Here is a 24,294-nt window from a genome sequence, read left to right as displayed (position 1 = left end):
GGGAGCCTAACGAGGCATTTGCGGGTATTTGGCAGGTTTGATCCAAATGTCAGCTGATGACTGGTCCGTGGATCAGTGGCGCAGGAGCCACAAGCCGACGTAGCCATGTCTCCTGGAGGACGTCCTCGGCGTCGGCGGCCGAGCCGAGCATCTCGTACGCCACTGTGAAGAGCAGGTTGCGGTGGTCGACGAACGCCTCGTGCATCGACGTCCTGTCGGTGCACGGGACCACAATGGGTGGATGGTCGTACAACTGGGCACTGTCATCGTCACGGGCGCCGCCGGGCGCATCGGTTCTACAGTCCGCGAACACCTGCGCGGCGAGGTCGGCCGGCTCGTGCTTGTCGACCGGGTCCCCATGCGGCCGACCGCACCGACGGAGCGGGCGATCCAACTGGATCTGACGGACCTCGACGCGGTGGTGGAAGCGCTGGAGGGGGCGGACGCCGTGGTGCATCTGGCGGGCCTCGCGGATGAGGCACCGTTCGCCGACCTCCTCGACAGCAATGTGCTGGGCACCTACCACGTGCTGGAGGCGGCCCGCCGGCACGGGGTGCGGCGGGTCGTCCTGGCCAGCAGCAACCGTGTCACCGGGTTCTACCCCGTGGGGCAGGTCGTCGACCCGGACGCGCCCGTACGACCTGACGGTTTCTACGGGGTGAGCAAGGTCGCCGTCGAAGCACTCGGCCGCCTCTACGCCGACAAGTTCGGACTCTCGGTGGTGTGCCTGCGCATCGGCAGTTTCGAGGACGAGCCGATCGAGCCCCGCTATCTGGCAACGTGGTTGAGCCCGCGCGACGGCGTGGGCTTCATCCGTGCGGCCATCACGGCGCCGGACGTGCACTTCGTGACCGCCTACGCCGTCTCGGGAAACACCCGCACCTTCTGGGACACCGCTGCCGGAGAGCAGCTCGGATACCTGCCGGTGGACGACGCCGAGAGGTATGCGGCGTGGGTACCCGGTTCGGAGACGCCCTCCGACGCCACCGCATTCCAGGGCGGCGCCTACACCAGCCCGGAATACTCCCTGCGGCACGTCATGGCACCTCCTCCGCCGTCCTGACGCGGCATGCGACTGCCCTGCCGGACGTCCAGTCCAGGTCAGCGCGGCGCGGCGAGCGGCGGCGGCGACGTTCCGAAGGTGGTCAGGAAACGGTCGCGGAAGGTGTCCATCGGCCACACCGGGGCCTGCGGGCCGGGCCGTAACCCGTCCTGCCAGCCCCAGCCCGCCACCCGGTCCAGCACGGCCTGATCCCGGGCGACGATGGTGATCGGCACGTCCCGGCTCGCGCCTTCGCCGGTCACCACAGGGGAGGGCTGGTGGTCACCGAGGAACACCAGCACCAGGTCGTCGTCCCCGTACGTCTGCACATAGGAGATCAACGTCTGAAGCGAGTAGGCGATGGCCTGCCGGTAGCCCGTGCGAGCCCGCCCGGTGTCCCGCTCGTCGGTCTCGCCGTCGTCGGCCGCGCCGGCGTCGTTGTGGTAGATCGAGCCGTCGCCCACCTGGTCCCAGCCGATCATCTGAGGCACCGCCGTCCACGGCGAGTGGCTGGAGATCAGCGGGATCTGCGCCATGATCGGGCGGTCCGCCCCCGCCCGGACCTGCCGCTGGAAGAACGACAGCGTGTACTGGTCGGGCATCGGGGCGTAACTGAAGTTCGGCCCCCGGTAGCCGAGCGCCTCGGCGTCGAAGTAGCGGTCGTAGGAGAAGAAGCCCTGCTCCGGCCACGGCTGGGTGGCCGCCGGAAGCACCCCGACGGTCTGCCAGCCGGCCCTGCGGAACGCGCCGTTGAGGGTCAGCCGGTCACTGGCCAGCAGGGCGCGGTGCCGCTGCTCGTTGTCCGTCCACAACCCGGACAGCAGGGTGTCGTGCGCCAACCAGCTGCCGCCGCCGAACGTGGGGGAGGTGAGGAAGCCGCTGCGGCTGCCGTACCCGGCCGCGCGCAGCGTCTCGGTCCCGGCGTCCAGGACCGCGTTGACCTGCGGCGCCAACTCCGGGTTCTCCACCGCGTCACGACCGTAGCTCTCCACGAAAGCCAGCACGACGTCCTTGCCGCGCAGCCCGGTCAGCAACTGCTCACCCGGTACATCCCGGAACGGGTCGCTGCCGATCTTCGCGGTGAACCGCCCACTGTCGCGCAGCCGGTCGTCCACCTGGCGGGCGTGTGCGCCGACGAGCGCGGTCGCCCCGGCGTCGGCCACCGGCACGCCGGGCACGATGCGCACCCCGACCACGGCGCACGCCACCCAGGCGACGGTGAGCGCCGCCACCACCCGCGTCGCCGTACGCTCGTGGCCCACGAGCAGCGCCGCGAACCGCCGCAGCGCCACAGTCACCACAAGCAACAGCACGACGATCACCAGCACGACGCCGACCGCCGCGCCGAGGGCGCCGGCCCGGCCGGCCGAGTCGCTGACGAAACCGAACGCGTCGTCGAGCAGCAGCCAGTCCAGCACCAGGTCGAACGGCCGGTCGAGCGCCGAGCGGAAGCCCAGGTCGGCAAGCTTCACGACGGCCAGCAGGCCGAGCACCGGCCCGACCACTGCCACCACCGTCCGCCGGGGCCGCGTCGGCAGCGCCAGCAGGAGCGCGGCGAGGAGCAGCCCCTCCAGCGGGATGCGGACGAACGCGCCGGGAGTCAGCTCACTGAGCCGGTCCGGGCCGACCAGCACGCCGTACACGAGCAGGACCGCGAGCGCCGCGCCGAGCGCCCGCCGCGTCCGGCCGCGACGGCCGTCGGACCCGGCCGGCAATCCGGGGGTACGCGGGGAGGCGTCGCCGGTGCGCGCGGGGCGCGGCCGCGGCGGGACGGTCAGCCGGCGCAGCCGGTCGGGAAGGCGCATCATCGCGTCCAGTGTGCGGGGACCGTGGCGCCCGAGAGGGTGGCCATCGCGGGTACGGGCAGCAACGGCGGCACGGTGACAGGGGTCTGCCCCCCGGTCGGCAGCGCCACCGGCGTGGTTCCGGGCGCATGAGCCGGTGGCGTGGCCCCCGCCCGCCCGGTGACCATCCGCCCGGCCGACACGGGATCCAACGCCACGGCGACCGGCGTGTCGAACCGGGGACGTGCCGCCGGCTGACGGCGGGACGTCGAGCGGCGTCGCCACAGCCAGGCCACGTCCCTGCCGAACGACTCGATCAGCAGCGCCAGCGCCGCCACCAGCACAAGCGTGGTCCACGGCCGCGGCAGCACTCCCGCCGCGGCGACCGCCAACAGCACCCCCTGCGCGGCGGCCACCACCTTGCGCCACAGGCGCGGCGGCAGCGACCCACCCAGCCAGGGCAGCACCGCGCTCGCCGCGACGAACACGTACCGCATCAGGCCGATTGCCAACACCCAACCACCGGCGGCCGGGGCGACGTACACGCTGAGCACCAGAATGAGGAACGCGTCGACCTCCATGTCGAAGCGCGCACCCAACGCGCTCACCGTGCCGGTGCGCCGCGCGACCTGGCCGTCCACCGCGTCCAGCAGCAGAGCCACCGCCGTCACAGTGACCAGCAGCCCCACCGGCGTGGGCCGGTCGAACGAGTCCACCACCAGAGCGGTGACGGCGCCGACCAGGACGGCCCGGGTCAGCGTCACCCGGTCGGCCGGGCCGAGACGCGACGCGCCGGCCCGGCGCAGACCCCGGCTCAGGGCGAGACAGGTCACCGCCGCGTAGCCCAACCCGGCCAGCCAGCCGGCCGCTGTCAGACCCACTGTGGCGGCGAGGACTGCGAGCACTACCAGTTGGGCGGTGAGCCCAATCACCGGACCGCTTCGAACTGTGGGCACCGTACCTCCGTGTTTATGATCGACGACCCCGACAGGGAACACGGAAAACACGGCCGTTCGGTTCGGCCCGGAGCGAAGGTGAGGTGCGCGACGGTGATCCGCGAGGCGTACGCCTGCTGGGTGCGCGAGCCCGGCGTGGCGGAGATCCGGCCGCTGTCGCTGCCCGAACCGGGCCCCGACGAGGTGCTGGTACGGGCCCGCTACTCAGGCGTCAGCCGGGGCACCGAGACGCTCGTCTTCGCCGGCCGGGTGCCCCCCGACCAGTACGCCTCGATGCGCGCCCCGTTCCAGGAGGGCGACTTCCCCGGCCCGGTGAAGTACGGCTATCTCAGCGTCGGCGTGGTCGAGCAGGGCCCGCCGGAACTGCTCGGGCGTACCGTGTTCTGCCTGCACCCGCACCAGAGCGCGTACGTCGTGCCGGCCAGCGCCGTGGTGCCGGTGCCGGACGACGTGCCGCCGGCCCGCGCGGTGCTCGCCGGCACCGTGGAGACCGCGGTGAACGCGCTGTGGGACGCCGCGCCGCTGGTCGGCGACCGGGTCACGGTCATCGGGGCGGGCATGGTCGGCTGCTGCGTGGCGGCGCTGCTGGCCCGGTTCCCCGGGGTGCACGTCGAACTCGTCGACACCGACGCCCGCCGGGCCGGGGTGGCCGGGGCGCTCGGCGTCGGGTTCGCCCGGCCGGACGACGCGGCCGGTGACCGGGACCTGGTGGTGCACGCCAGCGCCACCGCCGCCGGGCTGCAACGCTCGCTGGACCTGCTCGCTCCGGAGGGCACAGTTGTCGAGCTGAGCTGGTACGGGGACCGCCCGGTGCAGGTGTCGCTGGGCGGGGCGTTCCACTCCGGCCGGCTTACCGTACGCAGCAGCCAGGTCGGCATGGTCGCGCCCGCCCGGCGGGGTCGCCGCAGCTACACCGACCGGCTGGCCCTGGCCCTGGACCTGCTCGACGACCCGGCCTTCGACGCGCTGATCACCGGCGCGTCCCGGTTCGCGGAGCTGCCCGACGTGCTCGCCCGACTGGGCACTGGCGAGTTGCCCGCGCTGTGCCATCTCATCACCTACGACGACGGAGAGTGACACGTGTTCAGCGTGACCGTTCGAGATCACATGATGATCGCCCACAGTTTCCGAGGCGAGGTGTTCGGCCCGGCCCAGCGCCTGCACGGCGCGACGTTCGTGGTGGACGCGACGTTCCGCCGGCCCGACCTGGACGCCGACGGCATCGTGGTGGACATCGGCCTGGCCACCGAGCAGTTGCGGGTGGTGGTCGGTGAGCTGTCCTACCGCAACCTCGACGACGAGCCGGCGTTCGCCGGGGTGAACACCACGACGGAGGTGCTGGCGCGTACGGTCGCCGACCGGCTGGCCGAGCGGGTGCACTCCGGCGCGCTGGGCGACGGAGCACGCGAGCTGGCCGGCATCACCGTCACCCTGCACGAGTCACATGTCGCGTGGGCCAGCTACGAACGGTCGCTGTGACGGGTGCCGGCCAGGCGTCGCACGACCGGCCCGCCGTCCCCGTGCTACACGTGGTCCTGCCCGGCGACATCGACGACCCGGGCACGCCCAGCGGCGGCAACACCTACGACAGGCGCGTCTGCGCGGGCCTCGGGGAGCAGGGCTGGCCGGTGCGCGAGCATTCGGTGCCGGGCGCGTGGCCGCACCCCGACGCGGCAGCCTGGACGGCGCTGGCCCGGCTGCTCACCGCCCTGCCGGACGACGCCGTGGTGCTGCTCGACGGTCTGATCGCCTCGACGGTGCCGGACCTGCTCACCCCGCACGCCGAGCGGCTGCGCCTGGTCGTCCTGGTGCACATGCCGCTCGAGGACGAGGCCGAGGGCCGCGCGCTGGCCACCGCCCGTGCCGTAGTGACCACAAGCGAGTGGACCCGCCGTCGGCTGCTGGCCCGTCACCCGGTCACCGCCCGCCGGGTCCACGTCGTGCCGCCTGGGGTGACCCCCGCACCGGTCAGCCGTGGCTCCGCCCGCGGCGACCGGCTGCTCTGCGTCGCGGCGGTCACCCACCACAAGGGGCACGACGTGCTGGTCGACGCCCTGACTGTCCTCGCCGACCCGTCGTGGACACTCGTCTGCGCCGGCACGCTCACCCGGGAGCCCGAGCTTGTGCGCCTGCTGCAGGAGCGGCTCGCCGGTGCCGGCCTGAGTGATCGGGTACGGTTCGCCGGCCCGTTGACAGGCGAGGCGCTGGACGCCGAGTACGCCGCGGCCGACCTGCTCGTGCTGCCGTCACGCGGCGAGACGTACGGCATGGTCGTCACCGAGGCGCTGGCCCGCGGCCTGCCGGTGCTGGGCACCCGGGTGGGCGGGTTGCCGGAGGCGCTCGGCCGTACGCCCTCGGGTGAGCTGCCAGGGCTACTGGTCCCGTCGGACGATCCGGCCCCCCTGGCCGGCGCGCTCAGCTGGTGGCTGGGCGACGACGCGTTGCGGGCCCGGTTGCGGAGTGCGGCCCTCGCCCGCCGCGACACACTGGCCGACTGGTCGGTGACCATCGCGTCACTGGCCGCCGTACTGCGGGAGGTGGCACGTTGACCGTCGAGACCATGCCGTTCGCCGACTGGCTGCGGCTGCGTGAGCCGGCCGACGCCTCTGCCCGCGCCGAGGACCTGGTCAACGCCGTCCGACCCCGACTGACCGGCGACGCCCCGACGCTGATCCACGACCTGGGCAGCGGCACCGGCTCGATGAGTCGCTGGCTGGCGGCACGGCTGCCCGGCCCGCAGCACTGGGTGCTGCACGACCGCGACCCGGACCTGCTGGCCCGAGCCGCCGACGGCATGGCCGGGGTGGCCGCCGCCGACGGCGCTCAGGTCACCGTGGACACCCGATGTGGTGACCTCACCCGGCTGACCGCCGCCGACCTGGCCGACGGCGCGCTGGTCACCGCGTCCGCGCTGCTGGACATGCTGACCGCCGAGGAGATCGAACGGGTGGTGGGCGCCTGCGTCGGCCGCCCGACCCTGTTCGCGGTCTCGGTGACCGGGCGGGTCCGGTTCACCCCGAGTGACCCGCTCGACGCCGTCGTGCAGGACGCGTTCAACGAGCACCAGCGGCGTACCGTCGACGGCCGTCGGCTGCTCGGCCCGGACGCGGTCGCGGCCACCGCCGCCGCGTTCACCCGCCGGGGCGTGGCCGTGCGGGAGCGGCCCAGCCCGTGGCGGCTCGGCCCGGAACAGGCCGACCTGGCCGCCGAGTGGTTCCGCGGCTGGCTGGGCGCGGCCTGCGAGCAGCGCCCCGACCTGGTCGGCCCGGCGCGGGCGTACGCCGAGCGCCGGCTGGCCGACGCGACGGCCGGGCGGCTCGCCGTGCTTGTCGAGCACCGGGATCTCCTCGCGGGCGGATGAACCACCGGCACCCTGGGTACGTGCACTAGGGCAAGTGGACGATCTTCAGGGAGGACCGGCGCCGATGGTGTGGGCCTGGGCACGAGTGGTCGGCGGGGTGGGTCTGCTCGCCGTCCTGCTGTGGCAGGTGGGCAGCGGTCCGTTCCTTGCCGGGGTGCGGCTGATCGACGCGCCGGCGCTGACCGCCGCGCTGCTGATCGGCGTCCTCACCACTGTCTGCGCGGCGTGGCGGTGGAGTCTCGTCGCCGGAGGTCTCGGCGTACGGCTGCCGCTGGCGACAGCTGTCGCGCACTGCTACCGGGCGGTGTTCCTCAACGCCACGCTGCCCGGCGGCGTGCTCGGCGACGTCCACCGGGCGGTGCGGCACGGCCGCGACGCCGGTGACGTGAGCCGGGGCATCCGGGCTGTGGTCTGGGAGCGGGCCGCCGGCCAGGTGGTCCTGGTGGGCGTCGGGCTTGTGGTGCTCGCGGCGTTCCCGTCCCCGGTGCGGTCGTACCTGCCGGTCGCCGCCGCGCTGCTGCTGGCGGGCGGACTTGTCGTCGTGCTGCTGGCGCGTGCCCTGCCCCGGACCGGCCGGTCGCGGTGGGCCCGAGGGCTGCGGACGGCCGTCGCGGACGTGCGGTCCGGCCTGTTGTCCCGGCGGACCTGGTTCGGCGTGCTTGTCGCCTCCGCCGTCATGGTCGCCGGTCACCTGGCGACCTTCCTGGTCGCGGCACGCACCGCCGGATCGGACGCCCCGCTGTCGCGGCTGCTGCCGCTGACCCTGCTCGCCCTGCTCGCCATGGGCCTGCCGCTCAACGTCGCAGGCTTCGGCCCACGCGAGGGAGTCGCCGCCTGGGCGTTCGGCGCGGCCGGGCTCACCGCCGCCGAGGGCATCGCCACCGCCACTGTCTACGGTGCCCTGGTTCTGGTGGCCAGCCTGCCCGGCGCCGCCGTGCTGCTTGCCCGCCGCGCCCGCAAACCCACCACCGCTCGGGAAGCCGCCGCCGGTGGCGGCGGTTGAAACGGTGGTGAGACGGTACGCGTCGCCGCGGGACGGTGACGCCGGACAAAGGAGTCCCATGCCCGAAGCGCTCCCGGTCGCCACGATCCGGACCCAGGTCACGGTGCCTCTGGCGTTTCCCGACGGCTACGCCACGACCGTCCGCGTGTTCTCGTTCAAGGGCCTGGTGGACGGTCGAGAACACCTCGCCCTCGGCCTCGGTGACTGGGCCGGCGCGCTGGACCGGCTCGCCGCCGGTGGTGAGCCGCCGCTGGTCCGCCCGCACAGTGAATGCCTGACCGGCGACGTGTTCGGCAGTCAACGCTGCGACTGCGGGCCGCAGTTGCGCGAGGCGGTGCAGCGGATCACCGACACCGGCGGGTTCCTGCTGTACCTGCGGCAGGAGGGCCGGGGCATCGGCCTCTACGCCAAGCTCGACGCGTACGCCCTCCAGGACGCCGGGCTCGACACCTATCAGGCCAACGTCGCGCTCGGCCGGGGCGAGGACGAACGGGACTACAGCGCCGCCGCGCAGATGCTCGCCACCCTCGGCGTGCCGCGCATCCGGCTGCTCAGCAACAACCCCGACAAGGCCGAGCAGCTGACCCGGCTGGGCGTCGCGGTCACCGAACGCGTCCCCACCGGCATCTTCCTCTCCCCGGCCAACGCCGACTACCTGGCGGCGAAGGCGGCGAAGGCGGCCGAGACCGAGGCGGCGGAGGCGCGGGCAGGCCGGTCCCCCGACCGGTCCGTCTCCCGGTGAGCGCCCTCCCGGCGCCGCCGCGGCCGTACGTGCTGCTGAGCTGCGCCGCCTCCATCGACGGGTACATCGACGACGCCTCCGACAAGCGGCTGCTGCTGTCCAACGAGGACGACCTGGACCGCGTCGACGCGGTCCGTGCCTCCTGTGACGCGATCCTTGTCGGCGCCGCCACGGTCCGCCGCGACGATCCCCGGCTGCTGGTGCGCTCCGCGGCGCGCCGGGCCGAGCGGGTGGCGTGCGGCCGCCCCGCCTCGCCGACGAAGGTGACGCTCACCGCCCGGGGCGACCTCGACCCGACCGCCCGGTTCTTCACCGCAGGCGACCCGGCCCGGCTCGTCTACTGCGCCACCGGCGCGGTGGACAAGGCCACCGAACGGCTCGGTCGGCTGGCGACAGTGGTGGACGCGGGGGAGCCGGTCGACCCGGCGTGGATCCTGGCCGATCTGGCGGGCCGGGGTGTGCGTCGGCTGATGGTGGAGGGTGGCGGGACGGTGCACGCCCAGTTCCTCACCGCCGGTCTCGCTGACGAGTTGCACCTGGTGGTCGCCCCGTTCTTCGTCGGTGACGGCCGGGCGCCCCGGTTCGTCGGTGAGGGGCGCTTCCCCTGGCATCCGGGCCGCCGCGCCCGACTTGCCGAGACCCGCCAGATCGGCGACGTGGTGCTGCTGCGCTACGCCCTCTCCGACCGGTTTCCCGACCGCTGACCCGTCAGCCGGAGGCACCCCGAGCCTGCGGCGGCGAACCCCGCTGCGCACCGTGTGATCAGGACAGCGGCGTCGGCTGCGTACCATGCGGGGCTGGGTTTCCTCGTCGCGGCGGAGGTATCGGGCACATGGCAGGCCAGCACGAGGGTTTCGCCCTCGGCGTCGACCTCGGTACGTCAAACACGGTCGCGGTGTTGCGCTGGCCCGACGGGCGGACCCGTCCACTGCTGATGGACGGTCAGCCGGTCAGCCCATCCGGCGTGTACGCCGACCCGGACGGCACCCTGCACGCCGGCTGGGACGCCCGACGGCTGGCGCAGACCGACCCGGCCCGGTTCGAGCCGAACCCGAAGCGCCGTGTCGACGAGCCGGCCGTGCAGCTCGGTGACCGCTCGTACCTCCCGGCCGACCTGCTCGCCGCGGTGCTGGTGGCGGTCGGTCGGGCCGCGGTCAACACGGTCGGCTTCCTGCCTCCGGCCGTGCTCACCTGCCCGGCGGCCTGGGACGCGACGCGGCGGCAGGTGCTCGCCGACGCGCTGCTGCAAGCCGGTTGGCCGCAGGCCGCCGAGCACACGCTCGCCGGGCCGACACCGCCGGGCACCCGGTTGCTGCGCGAGCCGGTGGCCGCCGCCCGCTACTACGCGCAGGTGCTGCACCGCCCGGTGCCGGTCGGCGGCGCGATCGCGGTGTTCGACTTCGGCGGCGGGACGCTCGACGTCGCGGTCCTGCGCAACGAGGGCGCCGACCCGTGGGGCGACTCGGGCTTCAGCGTGATCGCCGACGGCGGCCTGCCCGACCTGGGTGGCCTGGACCTCGACGCGGCGCTTGTGCGGCGGGTCGGTGAGCTGCTCGGCCAGCGGCACGCCGGGCAGTGGGCCCGGTTGGTCGAGCCGTCGGGCCCGGAGCAGCGCCGCGACCAGATCCGACTGTGGGACGAGGTCCGCGGCGCGAAGGAGACGCTGTCCCGGTCCACAGTCGCCCCGGTGGCGGTGCCCGGGGTGGCCGAGGCGGTGCAGCTGACCCGGGCGGACGTCGAGCGGGTGGCCACGCCGCTGCTGCGCCGCGCGGTGGACCGGGCACGGGAGGTGATCGGTGCCGCCGGGCTCAGCCCCGACCAGCTCGCCGGGCTGTTCCTCGTCGGCGGCTCGTCGCGGATCCCGCTTGTGGCCAGGCTGCTACACGCCGAGCTGGGGGTGGCGCCGACGGTGCTCGACCAGCCGGAGCTGCCGGTTGCCGAGGGCGCGCTGACGGACCTACCGCTGCGTCGACAGCTGCCCGCACCGGCGTACGCGGGATCGCCTCCGCCGCCCGCCGCCCCTGCGGGGCCGCCGTCGCCGGTGGGCCCGCCCGTGGTGGCCGTGCCGTCGTCACCCGCGCCCACCGCGCCGACCGTACCGTCGCAACCCGGCCCGGGCTGGCCAGCGGGGCCGACCGTGCCGGGACCGGCGGGGCCGACCGTGCCGGGGCCGGCGGGCGTACCCCGAACGCTTGTCGGTGGATCGGGCGGCGCGCCGCCGCCCCCGTCGTCGGCCGCGACGTCCTGGCGGCGGGCCCGCTGGGTGGTGCTCGGCGCGGTGCTCGCCCTGGCCGGGGTCGCCACCGCGGCGACGCTCTACCTGACCCGGGACCGCTACCCGGATCTGGAGTTCGGGTCGCTGCGCGAGCTGGCGCGGCACGAGGCCGGGGCGGAGCGGCCGCGCGGTATGTGGACGGCGGTGCTCGGCGACCGGGCCTACCTCGGGTACCCGCTGCCGGACAACCGGCTGGAGGTGGTCGCCGTCGACACCCGTACCGGCGACCAACTGTGGCGCCAGCCGACAGGCGTCACCGCCGACAGTTGGACGGGGCTGGTCGCCGTCCCGGGGGCGGTCGCGGTCCTCGCCAACGCCTCGGGCAGCAGCACACCGCGTGCGCTCGCCGTCCTCGACGGCCGCTCGGGCGCGCAGCGCTGGCACCTGTCGATTCGGGGCGACGACGACGTCTACTTCGCCGACGACGTGGCGGTGCTTGTGGATCGGGCCGCCAGTCGGCTGGTCGGCGTGCGGCTCGGCGACGGCACCGAGAAGTGGGCCAGGCCCAACCCCAGCGACCGGTTCGGCGGCAGTCGCACAGCCGTCCGGCCGGTGGGCAGCGACAAGGCCGACGGTGGGCCGGCGTTCCTCGACGGAACGCCCCGTGATCCATGGACGGGCAAGGGACAGCGACTGGTGCAGGTCGGGGCGGACCGTTCGGTGCGGCTGCTCGACATGTCCTCCGGCGACGTCGTGCGCCAGTGGGATAACGTCGCCGACCTCGATGACCTGGTGGTGGCGCACGACGACCGGCTCTACGTCGCAGGCAACGAGGGCGGCTTCCAGCTACTGGCGTACGACCTGGGCTCCGACGCCGCCCCGGTGGTCCTCTACCGGGCCACGAACGACCAGCACCGGCCGAAAAGTCTGGTGGCCTGCGGCGAGCGACGGGCCTGCCTGGTGCAGGTGCAGAGCGGCGACGCCGAGCGCACCGAGGTGGTGGCGGCTGCCGAGGGCGAGACCCCGGTCCGCTGGTCGGCGCCGGGCACGACCGGCCTGGTGCCGCTTGGCGAGCAGGTGCTGACGCAGCGGGAGTACCCGAAGCCGACGGTCACGCTCTTCGACGCCGCCGGCAAACCGCTGGCGCTGCGCGACCGTCCCGGCGTGGCCGCCCGGCTGGACGCGGGCAACCTGCTGGTCTTCGCCAAGGCGCCCAGCACGATGGCGGACAGCCGAAGCGTGGCCGGCGTGTGGGCCGAGTCGGGCGAGTTCGACGAGTTGGGCGAGCTGCGGGACGTCCGCAGCGCGTCCTGTTCCTGGAACACCAGGGTGATCGCCTGCGGCGCGGACAAGGACTTCGTGCTGTACCGCTTCACCGAGGACTGACGCGCCGGGGCGAACGGTCAGGCGCGGACGATGCTCGTCCCGTCGACCCGGACGGGGATCTCGGTGAGCCCTCGGGTGGCGGGGCCACCGAGGCGGGCACCGTCGCCGACGGCGAATGTCGAGTTGTGCGCCGGGCAGGTGATCACCCCGTCGCGGGGAGCGCCGACCCGCACGCCCTGGTGCGGGCATGTCGCGTCGTACGCGGTGAAGGTGCCGGCCTCCGGCTGCACGACAAGCACCCCGCCGACGAGCGTGCCGCCGCCGACCGGCACGTCACCGGTGCTGGCCAGCACGCTGCCGGGCTCGGCGGCTGCCGGCGGCGGGGAGTCGTCGCCGGTGCCACAGGCGCTCAGCACTCCGGCCGCGCCGATCGCGCCCGCCCCGGTCAGCAGCGCCCGCCTGCTCAGGCACCAGCGCTTGTCACGGAGAAACTCCTGCCCGTCGTACACGGTCGTCACCTCTTTCGTCGCGGCCCGGACCGCCGGGGTCCCGTGCTCGCCGGACCAGCCTGCCCCACCCGGCTGGACGCGAGATGCGACGAAGCTGGACGTTGGCTGGGCGTGAAGCGGCTCTCAGCGGCGGCCCGTACGATGCTCCGGTGATTCTTCGGGGTACGGTCCGCGCCGATCGTCCGCTTGTGGTGCTCGCCGTCGGGGAGGAGGCCCGCTACCTGCCGCCCGAGCTGCCGGTGCTGCTCACCGGCATGGGCAAGGTGAACGCCGCGAGCGCGGTGTCGGCGGTGCTGGCCGCCGGGCCGCGCCCCAGCCTGCTGATCAACCTGGGTACGGCCGGTGCGCTGCGTCCCGGCTTGGCGGGCATCCACGAGGTCGCCTCAGTGCTCCAGCACGACCTGGACACGGCACTGCTGCGCACGCTCACCGGTGAGACCTACGGGGCGCCGTTGGCATTGGCCGCCGAGGGGGTGGTGCTGGCCACCGGCGACACGTTCGTGGCCGACGACGCCGCCCGGGACCGGTTGGCGCAGCGCGCCGACCTGGTCGACATGGAGGGGTACGCGATCGCGTGGGCGGCGGCGCAGGCGGGTGTGCCGTGCCGGCTGGTCAAGCAGGTAAGCGACGAGGCGGGGGAGGGCGCGGCCCGGACCTGGCGGGAGTCGGTGGACGCGTGCGCCCGGGACCTCGCCGACTGGGCCGGTCGACACCTCGTCTGACCGGCGTGGTCAGTCGCCGATCCGCGGCACTCCCACACCCGGCATGGTTTCCCGCTGGCCAGGGGGGATCACCACGTGGCCGACAAGCGCGAGGATCACGACGACGCTGACAAGCACAGGTGGCCAGCCGCCGGCCCACGGCAGCGTCAGCAGGGGTAGCAGTTGCCAGGACGCGCGCCACCACGGCACGTGGCGGGCCACGATCACCGCGAACACGACGCGGCCGAGCACGAACAGCAACGGCCCGCCGATGATCAGCATCAGCAACCGCACAGGTGTGCGTCCCTCCGGGTGTTCGATGATCACGTGGAAGGCGGACGCTGTGCCGATCACCCCGATCAACGTCACCAGGTGGGTGTATGGGGCGACGCGTCCGGGGCGGCGCTCGCTGAGGCTGTCCTCCAGCAGTTGCCCGGCCCGGAAGACGTAGATCTGCCAGAGCAGCAGCATGGTGGCGAACGCGCAGAGCAGGGCGCCGGCCCGGAGGCGATCGAACCCGGTCCGGCTGACCTGTAGGACGGGCATCAGGATGATGTCGCCGAGGGCCAGGATGAGGAACTGCTGGTAGCGCTCGCCGAGGTGTTCGGTGGTCCGCTTGTACTGCTCGACAGGCACGCGGCCCAGCCGGGGGGTGGGGTACCGCAGTGCGCCGGCGGCCAGGTCGATGGCCATCGCCAGGGTCCAGAGCTGCCATTTCGCCGTGCCGCTGAGCGCCCCGCCGATCCAGAAGACGCCGGACACCAGAAACCAGAACAGGAATCGTAAGGCGCGTGCCCGGGCCCGCATGTGCCGCAGCCGCGACAGCGCGGTGATCAGGATGATGCCGCGCGTCACGTGCGTGCCGACGTAGGACAGCGCGAAGATGAACCCGTACTCGTAGGGCAGGGCGGCCGCCATGCCCACCGACCCGATCATGGCCACCATGAGGATGGCCTGGATGGGGCGTTGCTGCGGGTCGTAGAACTCGGTAGTGGTGGTGGTGACCGACCAGGTCCACCAGATCGCCGTCAGCATCAGCACCACCGACGTGATTCCAGGCCAGGAGTCGTGCTCGGCGATCAAGCTCGAGGTGATCGCGAGCGCGGCCACGAAGACCACGTCGAACAGCAGTTCCAGCAGGGTGGCCCGGGTGGAGCCATCCTGGTTGCGTACCAGCGCCGGGGTGTCTCCGGTGGTCATGCCGGCCTCCCCACGGGTCTCCTGGGAAATTATCGGCGGCACCGGTGCGGCCCGTCTCAAGATCGGTGATTCCGGAGGCCCGGCCGTTGCGATCAGCGCAACGGTTGCTCAGGCAGCGCAACGGGCCTAGGCTCGGCGGCACCCCGGACCCTCTCCGCGAGGACGTGTGCCCCCATGCCGACCGAGCCCCGACCCGATGACGTGGCCGTACCGGCCGGCTCCCCGCCGGTCGAGGTGGTCACGGTGGGGGAGACCATGGTCGTGCTCTGCCCCCCGCCGGGCGAGCCGCTGGAGCACGCCGAGCGGGTCGCCCTCTCGGTCGGCGGCGCGGAGTCCAACGTGGCCGGCTACCTGGCCCGGCTGGGGCACGGCGCGGCCTGGGTGAGCCGGGTCGGCGACGACCCGTTCGGCCGGGCCGTCGTGCGGCACGTCGCCGCCGCCGGCGTCCACGTCGACCTGGTGACAGTGGACCCGACAGCCCCCACCGGGCTGTACGTCAAGGACCCCGGCCCGACGGCCACCGCCGTGCACTACTACCGGGCCGGCTCGGCGGCCTCTCGAATGGACGCCGACGCGCTTGCCGATCCTCGGCTGACCGGCGCGGCGGTGCTGCACCTGTCCGGCATCACCCCGGCGCTCTCCGACTCGTGCCGGGCGCTTGTCACCCACGCGGTCACCGACCGGCCGGTTCCGGGCGCGCTTGTCAGCTTCGACGTCAACCACCGGGCCCGGCTCTGGCCGGCCGAGCAGGCCGCGCCGGTGCTGCGGGACCTGGCCGACCGCAGTGACCTCGTCTTCGTCGGTCAGGACGAGGCAGACGCCCTGTGGGGCACCGGCGACCCGCTGGCCGTACGCCGGTTGCTGCCCGGGCCGCAGACGGTTGTCGTCAAGGACGGCGCGGTGGGCGCCACGGCCCTGTTCCGCGACGCCGAGCCGGTCTTCGTCCCGGCGCCCCGCGTGGCGGTGGTGGAGCCGGTCGGCGCCGGGGACGCGTTCGCCGCCGGCTACCTGGCCGGGGTGCTGCGCGGTCTCGACCCGGTCCGCCGGCTACGCCTCGGTCACCTGGTCGCCGCGCAGGCGCTGGGCAGCAGCGGCGACAACGCGCCGGTGCCGCCGTGGCAGTGGTTCGACAGCCTGCTCGGCGGCCCCTGGTCACCGCCGGACCTGACCGGCGCGCGGACGGAGGGCTGAGGCGTGTCCGAGGGCGTCGACCGGGCGATGCGGGTGCTCGAACTGCTGGCGCGTGAGCCCGCCCAGCTCGGTGCCGTGGCCGCCGACCTTGGCGTGCACAAGTCCACAGCGCTGCGTCTGCTCCAGACCCTGGAGTCGGGTGGGTTCGCGCGGCGCAGCGACGGCGGCTGGGCCATCGGGCTGCGGTTGATCGATCTCGCCCAGCAGGCACTGGACTCCCTGGACGTGCGCGCGGTGGCCCACCCGCACCTGGCGGCGCTCGGCCGCGAGTGCGGGCACACCGTCCACCTGGCCCAGCTCGTCGACGACGACCTCGTCTACGTGGACAAGATCGAGGCCCGTGGTCAGGTGCGGATGTACTCCCGGATCGGCCGCACCGCGCCACTGCACGCGAGCGGGGTGGGCAAGGTGGTGCTCGCGTACGGCCCGGAGTCTCGGCTGACCCGGCTGGTCGAGGGGGCCGAGCTGCGTGCGTACACCCCTGCCACCATCTGCGACCCGGCGGCCCTGCGCGCGGAGCTGGCGACAGTCGCGAAGCAGGGCTGGGCCGCCGACGACGGCGAGTTCGAGGCGCTTGTCACATGCGTGGCGGCACCCGTGCGGCAGGCCGGCGGGTCGGTCACCGCTGCGGTGTCGGTGACCGCGCCGACTGTGGTCGCCACCCTCGCCGACCTGCGCCGCCTGCTGCCCCGGCTGCTGGCCACCACCCAGCAGATCTCCCGTGACCTCGGATGGAGTGCACAATGACCACTGCGGATTTCGACCACATCTTCGGCGGTGCCCGGGTGATGGCGATCCTGCGCGGCCTTCCGGTGGCCGAGACCGTCCGGCTCGCCGAGCGCGCCTGGGATCTCGGCATCGACGTCGTGGAGGTCCCGGTGGCCACGCCCGACGCGGTGCCGGCGCTGCGGGCCGCCGTCGACGCCGGCCGGGAGCGGGGCCGGATCGTCGGCGCCGGCACCGTGCTCGACGTCGACCAGGTCGCGGCGGCGGCCGACGCGGGTGCCGCGTTCACCGTCGCGCCCGGCCTGGACCTCGCGATCGCCGACGCCGCCGCCGCGCGTGGCCTGCCGCACCTGCCCGGCGTGGCCACGCCGACCGAGGCGCAGCAGGCGTTGCGGCACGGTCTCACCTGGCTCAAGGCGTTCCCGGCCATCTCGCTCGGCCCGGCCTGGTTCAAGGCCATGGCCGGCCCGCTGCCGCAGTTGCGCTTCGTCGCCACCGGCGGCCTAGACGCCGGCAACGCCGCCGACTTCCTGAAGGCAGGCGTACGGGTAACAGCCGTAGGCTCAGCCCTAACAGACGAATCTCAGCTAGACAAGCTAGCCAAGCTGGCAAGACCGCACTGACACCCCCGCGATCTTGCAGTTACTGCCCGGTCGAAAGCCGCGAATCGGGAGTCATCGGCGACCGAAAGTGCAAGATCGACGGCGCGGGGGTTGGGCGGGCCAGGAAGAAGAGCTTGGCGCGCTTGTTTGGTAGGTCGATGAGCGGGCCGGGGTCGAACCCGCTGCGCAGCAGGCGCTCGATCATGCGGTCGTTGCGGGCGTCGGGCTCCATCACGACGCGCAGTCGGGTCGGGTCGGCCAGGACGAAGTCGAGGATCGCGCCGAACAGCGCGCCGGTGAAGCCCGGCTCGACCGCGACGGGTGGCCCGATCAGCAGGTGGACACCGACGTCACCGGGGCGTACCTCGTAGCACTCGCCGACCGGGTCGGCCTCGGGCTGGTAGGTCTGCGCCAGCGCGGCAGGCACACCGTCGCGGTGCACCAGGTACGCGTGGTGGGTGTCCAGCGAGTCGAGGTACGCGTAGATCTCGTGCACCCGCTCGCGGCTCGCGTCGAGCATCCCCCAGAACCGGGCGCGTTCCTGCGTCACCCAGCCGTGCAGCAGGTCGACGTCCTCGTCGGGTCGCACCGGCCGGATGGTGACCACCCCGAACCCGGGGACGTCCTGCCGGTAGTGCTGCCCATCAGTGCTCATCTGGCTCCTCGCTGAGTTGGGTCCAGTCGGTGGTCACCGGCAGCAGCTCACCGGACAGCCACGCCGGGCTCTGGTCGTCGTGGTGCGGGTCGCCGGGCACCCCGCTGGCGCCCAGCGGGACCACCCAGCGGCTGTCGTCGCGTCGGGCCAGGTCCCACACGAAACGCGCTGCGGGCCCCCGGAAGCACCTGTGTGTCACGCCGGGCACGGTTGACGTCGCCAGCACGCAGTCGTGGTCGCCGTCGAGCCGGGCGCCGGGTCCGGCCGCCGGGTCGGGCAGCGCCCGCCACGGCGTCAGCCGGTGCAGGTCCCCCCACGGCACCGGCTCGTCGGCCGCGACCTCCTCGGCCGCCGCCCGGACCAGCGCCGCCACGTCCACGCCGGGCAGGGCGGTGCCGCCGAGCAGGTGCTCCAGCGCGTAGCCCACCCGCGGCGTCAGCGCCAGCCAGGGCGCGAACACCTCGGGGTACGCGGGCGGTTCGGCGAGCGCGGCAAGCGTCGGATGGGCGGCGAACCGGCGGACGACGGCGGCCCGCAGTGTGGCGAAGTCGGAGGCGTCGGTGCTGTCGGCGTTCATCCGCCGGTCCCAGTGCAGCAGCCGGTCCCGCAGCGCGGCGGCGGCCGGATCGAGCCCGGTCAGGTCCCGCAGGATTGCCAGCAGTGGGCCGGCCGAGCCCAGGTACGTGTCGGTGTGCACCGCGGTCATCTGGTCGGCCGTCCAGCGTTGCCCGGCGTCTAGCAGTTCGCCGATCCGGCGCGCCCGGTGCGGCGGGGCGAACTCCACCCCGAGCGGGGCCGCCAACCCTCGTTCGTTTGCCATCACCGCGCGGCCGGTGACCTCGGTGCGGGGCATCGGGGCGTGCCAGCCCCGCCAGGCGTGCGCGGCCTCCCAGGCGGGAACCACCCGCCGGCCGTTGTCCGGGTGCCGCACCGGCACGGCACCGGCGACCCGGTGCAGCAGCCCTCCCGCGGTGTCCGCCGCCAGCACCACGTTCACCGGCTCCACCCAGCGCTGCACCGCCGCGTCCACATCGGAGACGGTACGGGCGCGCAGCAGCGCCGGCAGCACGGCGAAGCCCAGCTCGGCCCGGACCCGAGGCGGATAGCGCAGGCTGATGCCCGTCTCGTCGTCCGGCCCGCCGACGATGAGCGGACCCCTGTCGGTCTCCACCACGTCGACACGCACCGGCTCCGCCCCGGCCACCTCGATCGTCTCGACGTGGTGGTGGACGTCGCGCCAGCCGTCCGGGCCGAGCGCCCGCACCCGCGTTCCGTGCCGGCGCAGCCTCTCGGCGTACAGGTCCTGGTAGTCGGCCATCGCGTTGGTGATCGCCCACGCCACAGTGCCTGTGTGCCCGAAGTGCGCGATCCCCGGCACGCCCGGCACGGCCAGCCCCACCACGTCGTACTCCGGGCAGGCCAGGTGGATCTGCTGGTAGACGCCGGGGTCCTCGATGAAGCGGTGCGGGTCGCCGGCGAGCAGCGCGGCGCCGGTGCCGGTGCGGCCGCCGTCGAGCAGCCATCCGTTGCTGCCGGCGACGGCCGGCCCGTCGGTGGCGAACAGGTCGACGGCCTCCGGCCCGAGCCGCTGCGTGACGTGCTCGCGCCAGAGCTTGCCGGGGAACCCGGCGAACAGGACGTGGTGGCCCAGCCACACCGCGAGCGGCGTCCACGGCTCCCACCGGCCGGGGGTCAGCCCGGTCGCGGCGAACTCCGGTGCCCGGGCCGCCCCGGCGGCGAGGCCGGCGTTCACCCCGTCGACGTACGCGCCAACCCACTCGGCGGTCGCCGTGTCGAGCGCGGCGTGGCAGCGGCGTGCGGTGTCGCCGAGCCGAACCTGCCGGGCGAAGCGGTCCCAGCCGAGCGCGTCGGCACCGAGGAACGCGGCACTTGTGCCCTGTGCCCGGTGCCGTTCCACCTCGATCTGCCACGCCCTGTCGTACGCGGTCACCCGGCCCTGCGCCGCCGCGAGGGCGAGCGGGTCGTCGGCGCGCAGGTGCGGCACACCCCACCGGTCGCGGAATCGCCCGGCCGGTTCGCTCACGCCAGCTCCGGCACTGTCGAGGCGACCCGTCGACGGCCTGCGGGGACGACAAGCGGGGTGCCGGTCTCCGGGTCGTCGATCACCCGGCAGGGCAGCCCGAACACCTCGCCCACCAGGGCGGCCGTGACCACCGTGCGCGGGTCGCCGGCGGCCACCACCCGGCCGTCGCGCATCGCGATCAGGTGGGTGGCGTAGCGGGCGGCGTGGTTCAGGTCGTGCAGCACCGCCACAAGCGTGCGGCCCTGCTCCTCGTGCAGCCGGGCGCAGAGGTCCAGGATCTCGATCTGGTGGGCGATGTCGAGGTACGTCGTCGGCTCGTCGAGCAGCAGCAGCGGGGTCTGCTGGGCCAGTGCCATGGCGATCCAGACCCGCTGCCGCTGCCCGCCGGACAGCTCGTCGACGGGCCGGTCGGCGAGGTCGGCGACACCTGTCGCGGCCATCGACTCGTCGACGATCCGTTCGTCCTCGCGCGACCACTGCCGCAGCAGCCCCTGGTGGGGGTAGCGGCCCCGGGCGACCAACTCGGCGACGCTTATGCCGTCCGGCGCGATCGACGACTGCGGCAGCAGACCGAGGGTGCGGGCCACCTTCCGGGCCGGCAGGTCGTGGATGTCCCTGCCGTCGAGCAGCACCGTGCCGGCGCTCGGGCGCAGCATCCGCGACAGCGCGCGGAGCAGCGTCGACTTGCCGCAGGCGTTCGGGCCGATGATCACCGTGAACGACCGGTCGGGCACCGCCACGGTCAGGTCCTCGGCGATGGTGCGCCGGTCGTAGGCGAGCGTCAGCCCGGTGCCACCGAGCCGGGAACTGCCGTGCATGGGTGCTCCTTCGAGGGCGTCGCGGGTGTTCACAGCCGACCCGCCCGGCGTTCGACGGCCAGCAGCCACACCAGGTAGCCGCCGCCGATCACTCCGGTCACCACGCCGACCGGAAGCTGGTGCCCGGTGAACGCGCGCTGGGCCAGCAGGTCCGCGCCGACCATCAACGCCGCGCCGATGGCCATCGACGGCAGCAGGTTCGGGCCGGGCGCCCGAGTGAGTCGCTTCGCCAGGTGCGGCGCGACAAGCGCCAGGAAGGACACCGGGCCGGCGGCGGCCGCCGCGAACGACACGAGCAGCACCGCCGCGGCGAGCAGCACCAGACGCAGCCGGCGCACCGGCACACCCAGGGCGCCTGCCGTGTCGTCACCCAACTCCATCATCCGCAGCGCCGGACCGCAGGCGAGGAGCACAAGTGGCGCCAGCACAGCGGTGACGGCAAGCAGCGGCCCGGCGTTTGCCCAGCCACGCCCGTCCAGGCTGCCGGTGAGCCAGAGCACCGCGCGGGCTGCGTCCATCAGCGGCGCCCGGGTCAGCAGATAGCCGTTGACCCCTGTGAGGATCGCGGCGACGCCGATGCCGACCAGGATGAGTCGGAAGCCGTGCACGCCGCGTCGCCAGGCGAGCGCGTAGATCAGCAGGCCGGTGCCGAGCCCGCCGACGACCGCCGCGCCGGCCAGGGCCAGGCTGCTGCCGCCGAGGACGACCACCACGAGCGCGCCTGTCGACGCGCCCTGGGTGAAGCCGAGCATGTCGGGGCTGCCCAGCGGGTTGCGGACAAGCGACTGGAAGATCGTGCCGGACAGGGCCAGCGCCGCGCCGACAAGCAGGGCGGTGACCAGCCGGGGCAGTCGCAGTTCGTTCACGATGAACTGCTCGGCGGGGGTGCCGTCGCCGCCCAGGGTGCGCAGCACGTCGGCCGGACCCATCGGGTAGTCGCCGCTGCCCAGCGCGACCAGGCCGAGCCCGGCCGCGAGCACCGCGGCGCCCGCGCCGATGGCCAGCGCGCGAGGGCGGAACCGCAGGGACAACCCGCCGGGGGTACGGATGACAGTCATGTCGCCGCTCCGCTGCGCTCCGCGCTGGCGTGCCGCGCCGAAACGTTCAGCCCGCTCATGGGTGTGCCACCCGGGAACGGGTGACCAGCCAGAGGAAGAGCGGGCCGCCCAGCACCGCTGTCACCATGCCCACCTGGAGTTCACCGGGTCGGCCGAGCACCCGGCCCAGCACGTCGGCGCCGAGCAGCAGCACCGGCGCGAGCACCGCGCAGTACGGCAGGAGCCAGCGCAGGTCGGGCCCGGTAAGCGCGCGCACGAGGTGGGGGACGAGCAGCCCGACGAAGACGATCGGGCCGCAGGCCGCTGTCGCCGCGCCGCAGAGCAGGGTGACCGCGACGATCACGGCCACCCGGATCAGTGCGGGCCGGGCGCCCAGGGCGCGGGCCGCGTCGTCGCCGAGCGCGAGGGCGTTCAGCGGGCGGGCTGCGCCGAGGGCGACGAACAGACCGACCACGATGAACGGTGCCACCCGGGTCACTGTCGCGGAGTCCGCGCTGGCCAGCGAGCCGACCGTCCAGAACCGCAGCCGGTCCAGCGAGGCGGTGTCCAGCATCATGACCGCGCTGACGTACGAGTAGAGAGTGGCGTTGAGTGCCGCGCCGGCAAGCGCGAGGCGGGCCGGAGTGGCCCCACGTCCGCCGCCGACGGCGTAGACGAGAGCGGTGACCACCGCGGCGCCGGCCAGCGCGAACCAGACGTACCCGCCGATGGCGGTGACGCCCAGGAACGCGGCGGTCGCGACGGCGGCGGACGCGCCTGCGTTGATGCCGAGCAGCCCGGGGTCGGCCAGGGGGTTGCGGGTGAGGGCCTGCATCACCGCGCCGGCCACCCCGAGCGCCGCGCCGGCGAGCAGCCCGAGCAGCGTGCGTGGCAGGCGCATCTGGTGCACCACCGCGTACTCGGCGGCGTCGTGGTCCCGCAGCCCGGCCCAGACGTCGGCAAGCGGCAGGGACTTGGCGCCGACCGCGATGCTGAGCACCAGGATCACGCCGAGCAGTGCCACGGCGGCGGCCAGGCCTGCCGCGCGAGCCGCCTGGCGGGAGCGCCGCGTCGGCTGCGGTGTGGATGGGGGTGCCGCCGAACCGGGCACGGAACGTGCCCTGGTGCTGACGGACGGTGTGGCGTTCAGTGTGGGCTCCGGGGGTGTGGCGACACGGCGATCCGCTGTTGACAACGTCAGAGGTTAGGCTAACCTAAGCCCGCTGTCCCGGTCGACCCCGGCCGTCCCTTGATCGAAAGACGACACCATGCCCGAAGCTATGTCCGCCCGACGCCTGACCCGCCGCGGCCTGCTGGCCGCCGGCGGCGCCGCCACACTTGCCGCTCTGCTCGCCGGCTGCGGCAAGGACGACGCCGCGAAGCCCGCTACTGACAACGGAAGCGGCCCCTGGTCGTTCACTGACGACCGCAACAAGAAGGTCGAGGCGGCGGCCCGCCCGGCACGCGTGGTGGCCTTCACCGGGGTGGCCGCAGCACTTGTCGATTTCGGTCTCGACAAGCAGATCGTCGGCGTGTTCGGCGAAACCAAGCGCGCCGACGGCACGGCCGACCCGCAGGCCGGCGACCTCAACGTCGAGTCGGTGGAGATCCTCGGCAACGTGTGGGGCGAGTTCAGCCTGGAGAAGTACGCGGCCCTGCGCCCCGAACTGCTCGTCACCCACATGTACGACCCGGACGCCCTCTGGTACGTGCCGGACGAGAGCAAGGACAAGATCCTGCCGCTCGCGCCCAGCGTCGCGATCACCACCGCCCGGGTGCCGATGACCAAGCCCATCGAGCGGTACGCCGCCCTTGCCGAGTCGCTCGGCGCGGACCTGTCCGCCAAGAAGGTCACCGACGCGAAGGCCCGCTTCGACGCCGCCGCCGAGAGCGTCCGCCAGGCCGTCAAGGCCAACCCCGGCATCAAGGTGATGGCCTGCTCCGGCAGCCCCGACCTGTTCTACGTCTCCAACCCCAAGGTGAGCACCGACCTGATGTACTTCGCCGAGTTGGGCGTCGACATCGTGGTGCCCACCAAGCTCGAATCCGGCGACTACTTCGAGGCGCTGAGCTGGGAGAACACCGGCAAGTTCCCGGCCGACCTGATCCTTCTGGACAACCGCAGCACCGCGCTGCAACCCAAGGACCTCGCCGCCAAGCCCACCTGGCAGCAGCTGCCGGCGGTCAAGGCCAACCAGGTGACCCCGTGGGACGCGGTGCCCCGCTTCTCGTACGCCGGCTCCGCGCCCCTGCTGGAGAACCTGGCCACCGCGATCAAGAACGCCAAGAAGGTCAGCTGACGCGACGGCGCGTCTGACCGGCGACACATTCGAGTAACCGCACGGCCCCCGGCGCGCGACCGCGCCGGGGGAGGGTTCTGGC

The 24,294-nt window shown here is 73.7% G+C and carries 23 protein-coding genes and 1 pseudogene; 14 read left to right on the top strand and 10 right to left on the bottom strand.

What is annotated here, in order from left to right:
- Positions 1-97: 97 nt before the first annotated feature.
- Positions 98-205, bottom strand: a pseudogene (locus ACFY2Q_RS19000) (sigma factor); the annotation flags it as partial.
- Between the two features lie 36 nt (positions 206-241).
- Between ACFY2Q_RS19000 and ACFY2Q_RS18995 the strand changes: the two are divergent.
- Positions 242-1,063, top strand: coding sequence for an NAD-dependent epimerase/dehydratase family protein (locus ACFY2Q_RS18995; protein WP_387131778.1), 822 nt, complete (start codon positions 242-244; stop codon positions 1,061-1,063).
- 38 nt (positions 1,064-1,101) lie between these two features.
- Here ACFY2Q_RS18995 and ACFY2Q_RS18990 read toward each other — a convergent pair whose 3' ends face one another.
- A complete protein-coding gene (locus ACFY2Q_RS18990) occupies positions 1,102-2,850 on the bottom strand; it encodes a sulfatase-like hydrolase/transferase (RefSeq protein WP_387131776.1) in 1,749 nt (582 codons plus the stop codon).
- Positions 2,847-3,782, bottom strand: coding sequence for a CDP-alcohol phosphatidyltransferase family protein (locus ACFY2Q_RS18985; protein ID WP_387131774.1), 936 nt, complete (start codon positions 3,780-3,782; stop codon positions 2,847-2,849). The genes ACFY2Q_RS18990 and ACFY2Q_RS18985 overlap by 4 nt, the downstream gene beginning before the upstream one ends.
- 93 nt (positions 3,783-3,875) lie before the next feature.
- On the opposite strand from ACFY2Q_RS18985, the gene ACFY2Q_RS18980 reads away from it, so the two are divergent.
- The 8 genes from ACFY2Q_RS18980 (at position 3,876) to ACFY2Q_RS18945 (ending at position 12,489) form a co-directional block, all read left to right on the top strand.
- The gene (locus tag ACFY2Q_RS18980) at positions 3,876-4,859 is read left to right on the top strand and encodes a dehydrogenase (RefSeq protein WP_387131773.1); all 984 of its coding nucleotides are present in this window, start codon (positions 3,876-3,878) and stop codon (positions 4,857-4,859) included.
- Positions 4,860-4,862: 3 nt separating this feature from the next.
- On the top strand, positions 4,863-5,261 hold the full coding sequence (locus ACFY2Q_RS18975; RefSeq protein WP_387131772.1) for a 6-pyruvoyl tetrahydropterin synthase family protein: 399 nt from the start codon (positions 4,863-4,865) through the stop codon (positions 5,259-5,261).
- On the top strand, positions 5,258-6,331 hold the full coding sequence (locus tag ACFY2Q_RS18970) for a glycosyltransferase family 4 protein (RefSeq protein ID WP_387131770.1): 1,074 nt from the start codon (positions 5,258-5,260) through the stop codon (positions 6,329-6,331). The genes ACFY2Q_RS18975 and ACFY2Q_RS18970 overlap by 4 nt, the downstream gene beginning before the upstream one ends.
- An 11-nt stretch (positions 6,332-6,342) precedes the next feature.
- Positions 6,343-7,143 (top strand): class I SAM-dependent methyltransferase, encoded by an 801-nt coding sequence (locus tag ACFY2Q_RS18965; RefSeq protein ID WP_387132086.1) that lies wholly within the window; start codon positions 6,343-6,345, stop codon positions 7,141-7,143.
- Between the two features lie 64 nt (positions 7,144-7,207).
- Positions 7,208-8,146, top strand: a complete 939-nt coding sequence (locus tag ACFY2Q_RS18960) for a lysylphosphatidylglycerol synthase transmembrane domain-containing protein (RefSeq protein ID WP_387132084.1) — start codon at positions 7,208-7,210, stop codon at positions 8,144-8,146.
- 58 nt (positions 8,147-8,204) lie between these two features.
- The gene (gene ribA, locus ACFY2Q_RS18955; protein WP_387131769.1) at positions 8,205-8,888 is read left to right on the top strand and encodes a GTP cyclohydrolase II; all 684 of its coding nucleotides are present in this window, start codon (positions 8,205-8,207) and stop codon (positions 8,886-8,888) included.
- Positions 8,885-9,592, top strand: a complete 708-nt coding sequence (locus tag ACFY2Q_RS18950; protein ID WP_387131767.1) for a RibD family protein — start codon at positions 8,885-8,887, stop codon at positions 9,590-9,592. The genes ribA and ACFY2Q_RS18950 overlap by 4 nt, the downstream gene beginning before the upstream one ends.
- A gap of 128 nt (positions 9,593-9,720) precedes the next feature.
- A complete protein-coding gene (locus tag ACFY2Q_RS18945; RefSeq protein ID WP_387131766.1) occupies positions 9,721-12,489 on the top strand; it encodes an Hsp70 family protein in 2,769 nt (922 codons plus the stop codon).
- Between the two features lie 17 nt (positions 12,490-12,506).
- Here the strand turns inward: ACFY2Q_RS18945 and ACFY2Q_RS18940 are convergent, their stop codons facing one another.
- Positions 12,507-12,938: a Rieske (2Fe-2S) protein gene (locus tag ACFY2Q_RS18940; protein ID WP_387131765.1), complete on the bottom strand. Its 432-nt coding sequence runs from the start codon at positions 12,936-12,938 to the stop codon at positions 12,507-12,509.
- A 149-nt stretch (positions 12,939-13,087) separates the two neighbouring features.
- On the opposite strand from ACFY2Q_RS18940, the gene ACFY2Q_RS18935 reads away from it, so the two are divergent.
- The gene (locus ACFY2Q_RS18935; protein WP_387131763.1) at positions 13,088-13,660 is read left to right on the top strand and encodes a nucleosidase; all 573 of its coding nucleotides are present in this window, start codon (positions 13,088-13,090) and stop codon (positions 13,658-13,660) included.
- Between the two features lie 9 nt (positions 13,661-13,669).
- Here the strand turns inward: ACFY2Q_RS18935 and ACFY2Q_RS18930 are convergent, their stop codons facing one another.
- Complete coding sequence (locus ACFY2Q_RS18930) at positions 13,670-14,839, bottom strand: low temperature requirement protein A (RefSeq protein WP_387131762.1); 1,170 nt, start codon at positions 14,837-14,839, stop codon at positions 13,670-13,672.
- A 174-nt stretch (positions 14,840-15,013) separates the two neighbouring features.
- On the opposite strand from ACFY2Q_RS18930, the gene ACFY2Q_RS18925 reads away from it, so the two are divergent.
- From ACFY2Q_RS18925 to ACFY2Q_RS18915, 3 genes are read left to right on the top strand one after another with little or no spacing between them, the layout of a single operon-like run.
- On the top strand, positions 15,014-16,030 hold the full coding sequence (locus ACFY2Q_RS18925) for a sugar kinase (protein ID WP_387131761.1): 1,017 nt from the start codon (positions 15,014-15,016) through the stop codon (positions 16,028-16,030).
- A 3-nt stretch (positions 16,031-16,033) separates the two neighbouring features.
- Complete coding sequence (locus tag ACFY2Q_RS18920) at positions 16,034-16,777, top strand: IclR family transcriptional regulator (protein WP_387131760.1); 744 nt, start codon at positions 16,034-16,036, stop codon at positions 16,775-16,777.
- The gene (locus tag ACFY2Q_RS18915; protein ID WP_387131759.1) at positions 16,774-17,379 is read left to right on the top strand and encodes a bifunctional 4-hydroxy-2-oxoglutarate aldolase/2-dehydro-3-deoxy-phosphogluconate aldolase; all 606 of its coding nucleotides are present in this window, start codon (positions 16,774-16,776) and stop codon (positions 17,377-17,379) included. The genes ACFY2Q_RS18920 and ACFY2Q_RS18915 overlap by 4 nt, the downstream gene beginning before the upstream one ends.
- Before the next feature lie 19 nt (positions 17,380-17,398).
- Here the strand turns inward: ACFY2Q_RS18915 and ACFY2Q_RS18910 are convergent, their stop codons facing one another.
- Genes ACFY2Q_RS18910 through ACFY2Q_RS18890 form a run of 5 tightly spaced genes read right to left on the bottom strand, consistent with a single transcriptional unit; the run spans position 17,399 to position 23,023 of the window.
- Entirely contained in the window at positions 17,399-18,013 is a 615-nt protein-coding gene (locus ACFY2Q_RS18910) for a GNAT family N-acetyltransferase (RefSeq protein WP_387131757.1), read from the bottom strand.
- Positions 18,003-20,057: a penicillin acylase family protein gene (locus ACFY2Q_RS18905; protein WP_387131756.1), complete on the bottom strand. Its 2,055-nt coding sequence runs from the start codon at positions 20,055-20,057 to the stop codon at positions 18,003-18,005. The genes ACFY2Q_RS18910 and ACFY2Q_RS18905 overlap by 11 nt, the downstream gene beginning before the upstream one ends.
- Complete coding sequence (locus ACFY2Q_RS18900) at positions 20,054-20,875, bottom strand: ABC transporter ATP-binding protein (protein ID WP_387131754.1); 822 nt, start codon at positions 20,873-20,875, stop codon at positions 20,054-20,056. Before ACFY2Q_RS18900 ends, ACFY2Q_RS18905 begins: the two co-directional genes overlap by 4 nt.
- A 29-nt stretch (positions 20,876-20,904) precedes the next feature.
- Positions 20,905-21,933 carry a FecCD family ABC transporter permease gene (locus tag ACFY2Q_RS18895; RefSeq protein ID WP_387131753.1) on the bottom strand — a complete coding sequence of 343 codons (1,029 nt, stop codon included), beginning with the start codon at positions 21,931-21,933 and terminating at the stop codon, positions 20,905-20,907.
- A gap of 55 nt (positions 21,934-21,988) precedes the next feature.
- The gene (locus ACFY2Q_RS18890; RefSeq protein ID WP_387132082.1) at positions 21,989-23,023 is read right to left on the bottom strand and encodes a FecCD family ABC transporter permease; all 1,035 of its coding nucleotides are present in this window, start codon (positions 23,021-23,023) and stop codon (positions 21,989-21,991) included.
- A gap of 157 nt (positions 23,024-23,180) precedes the next feature.
- On the opposite strand from ACFY2Q_RS18890, the gene ACFY2Q_RS18885 reads away from it, so the two are divergent.
- Entirely contained in the window at positions 23,181-24,212 is a 1,032-nt protein-coding gene (locus tag ACFY2Q_RS18885; RefSeq protein ID WP_387131751.1) for an ABC transporter substrate-binding protein, read from the top strand.
- Positions 24,213-24,294: the final 82 nt, after the last annotated feature.

The organism is Micromonospora sp. NPDC000316, from assembly GCF_042898885.1.
In the GTDB taxonomy this organism is placed as follows: Bacteria; Actinomycetota; Actinomycetes; order Mycobacteriales; family Micromonosporaceae; genus Micromonospora.
The sequence above is the reverse complement of the archived record's forward strand: the minus strand, read 5'-3'. Positions and strand labels throughout refer to the sequence as shown.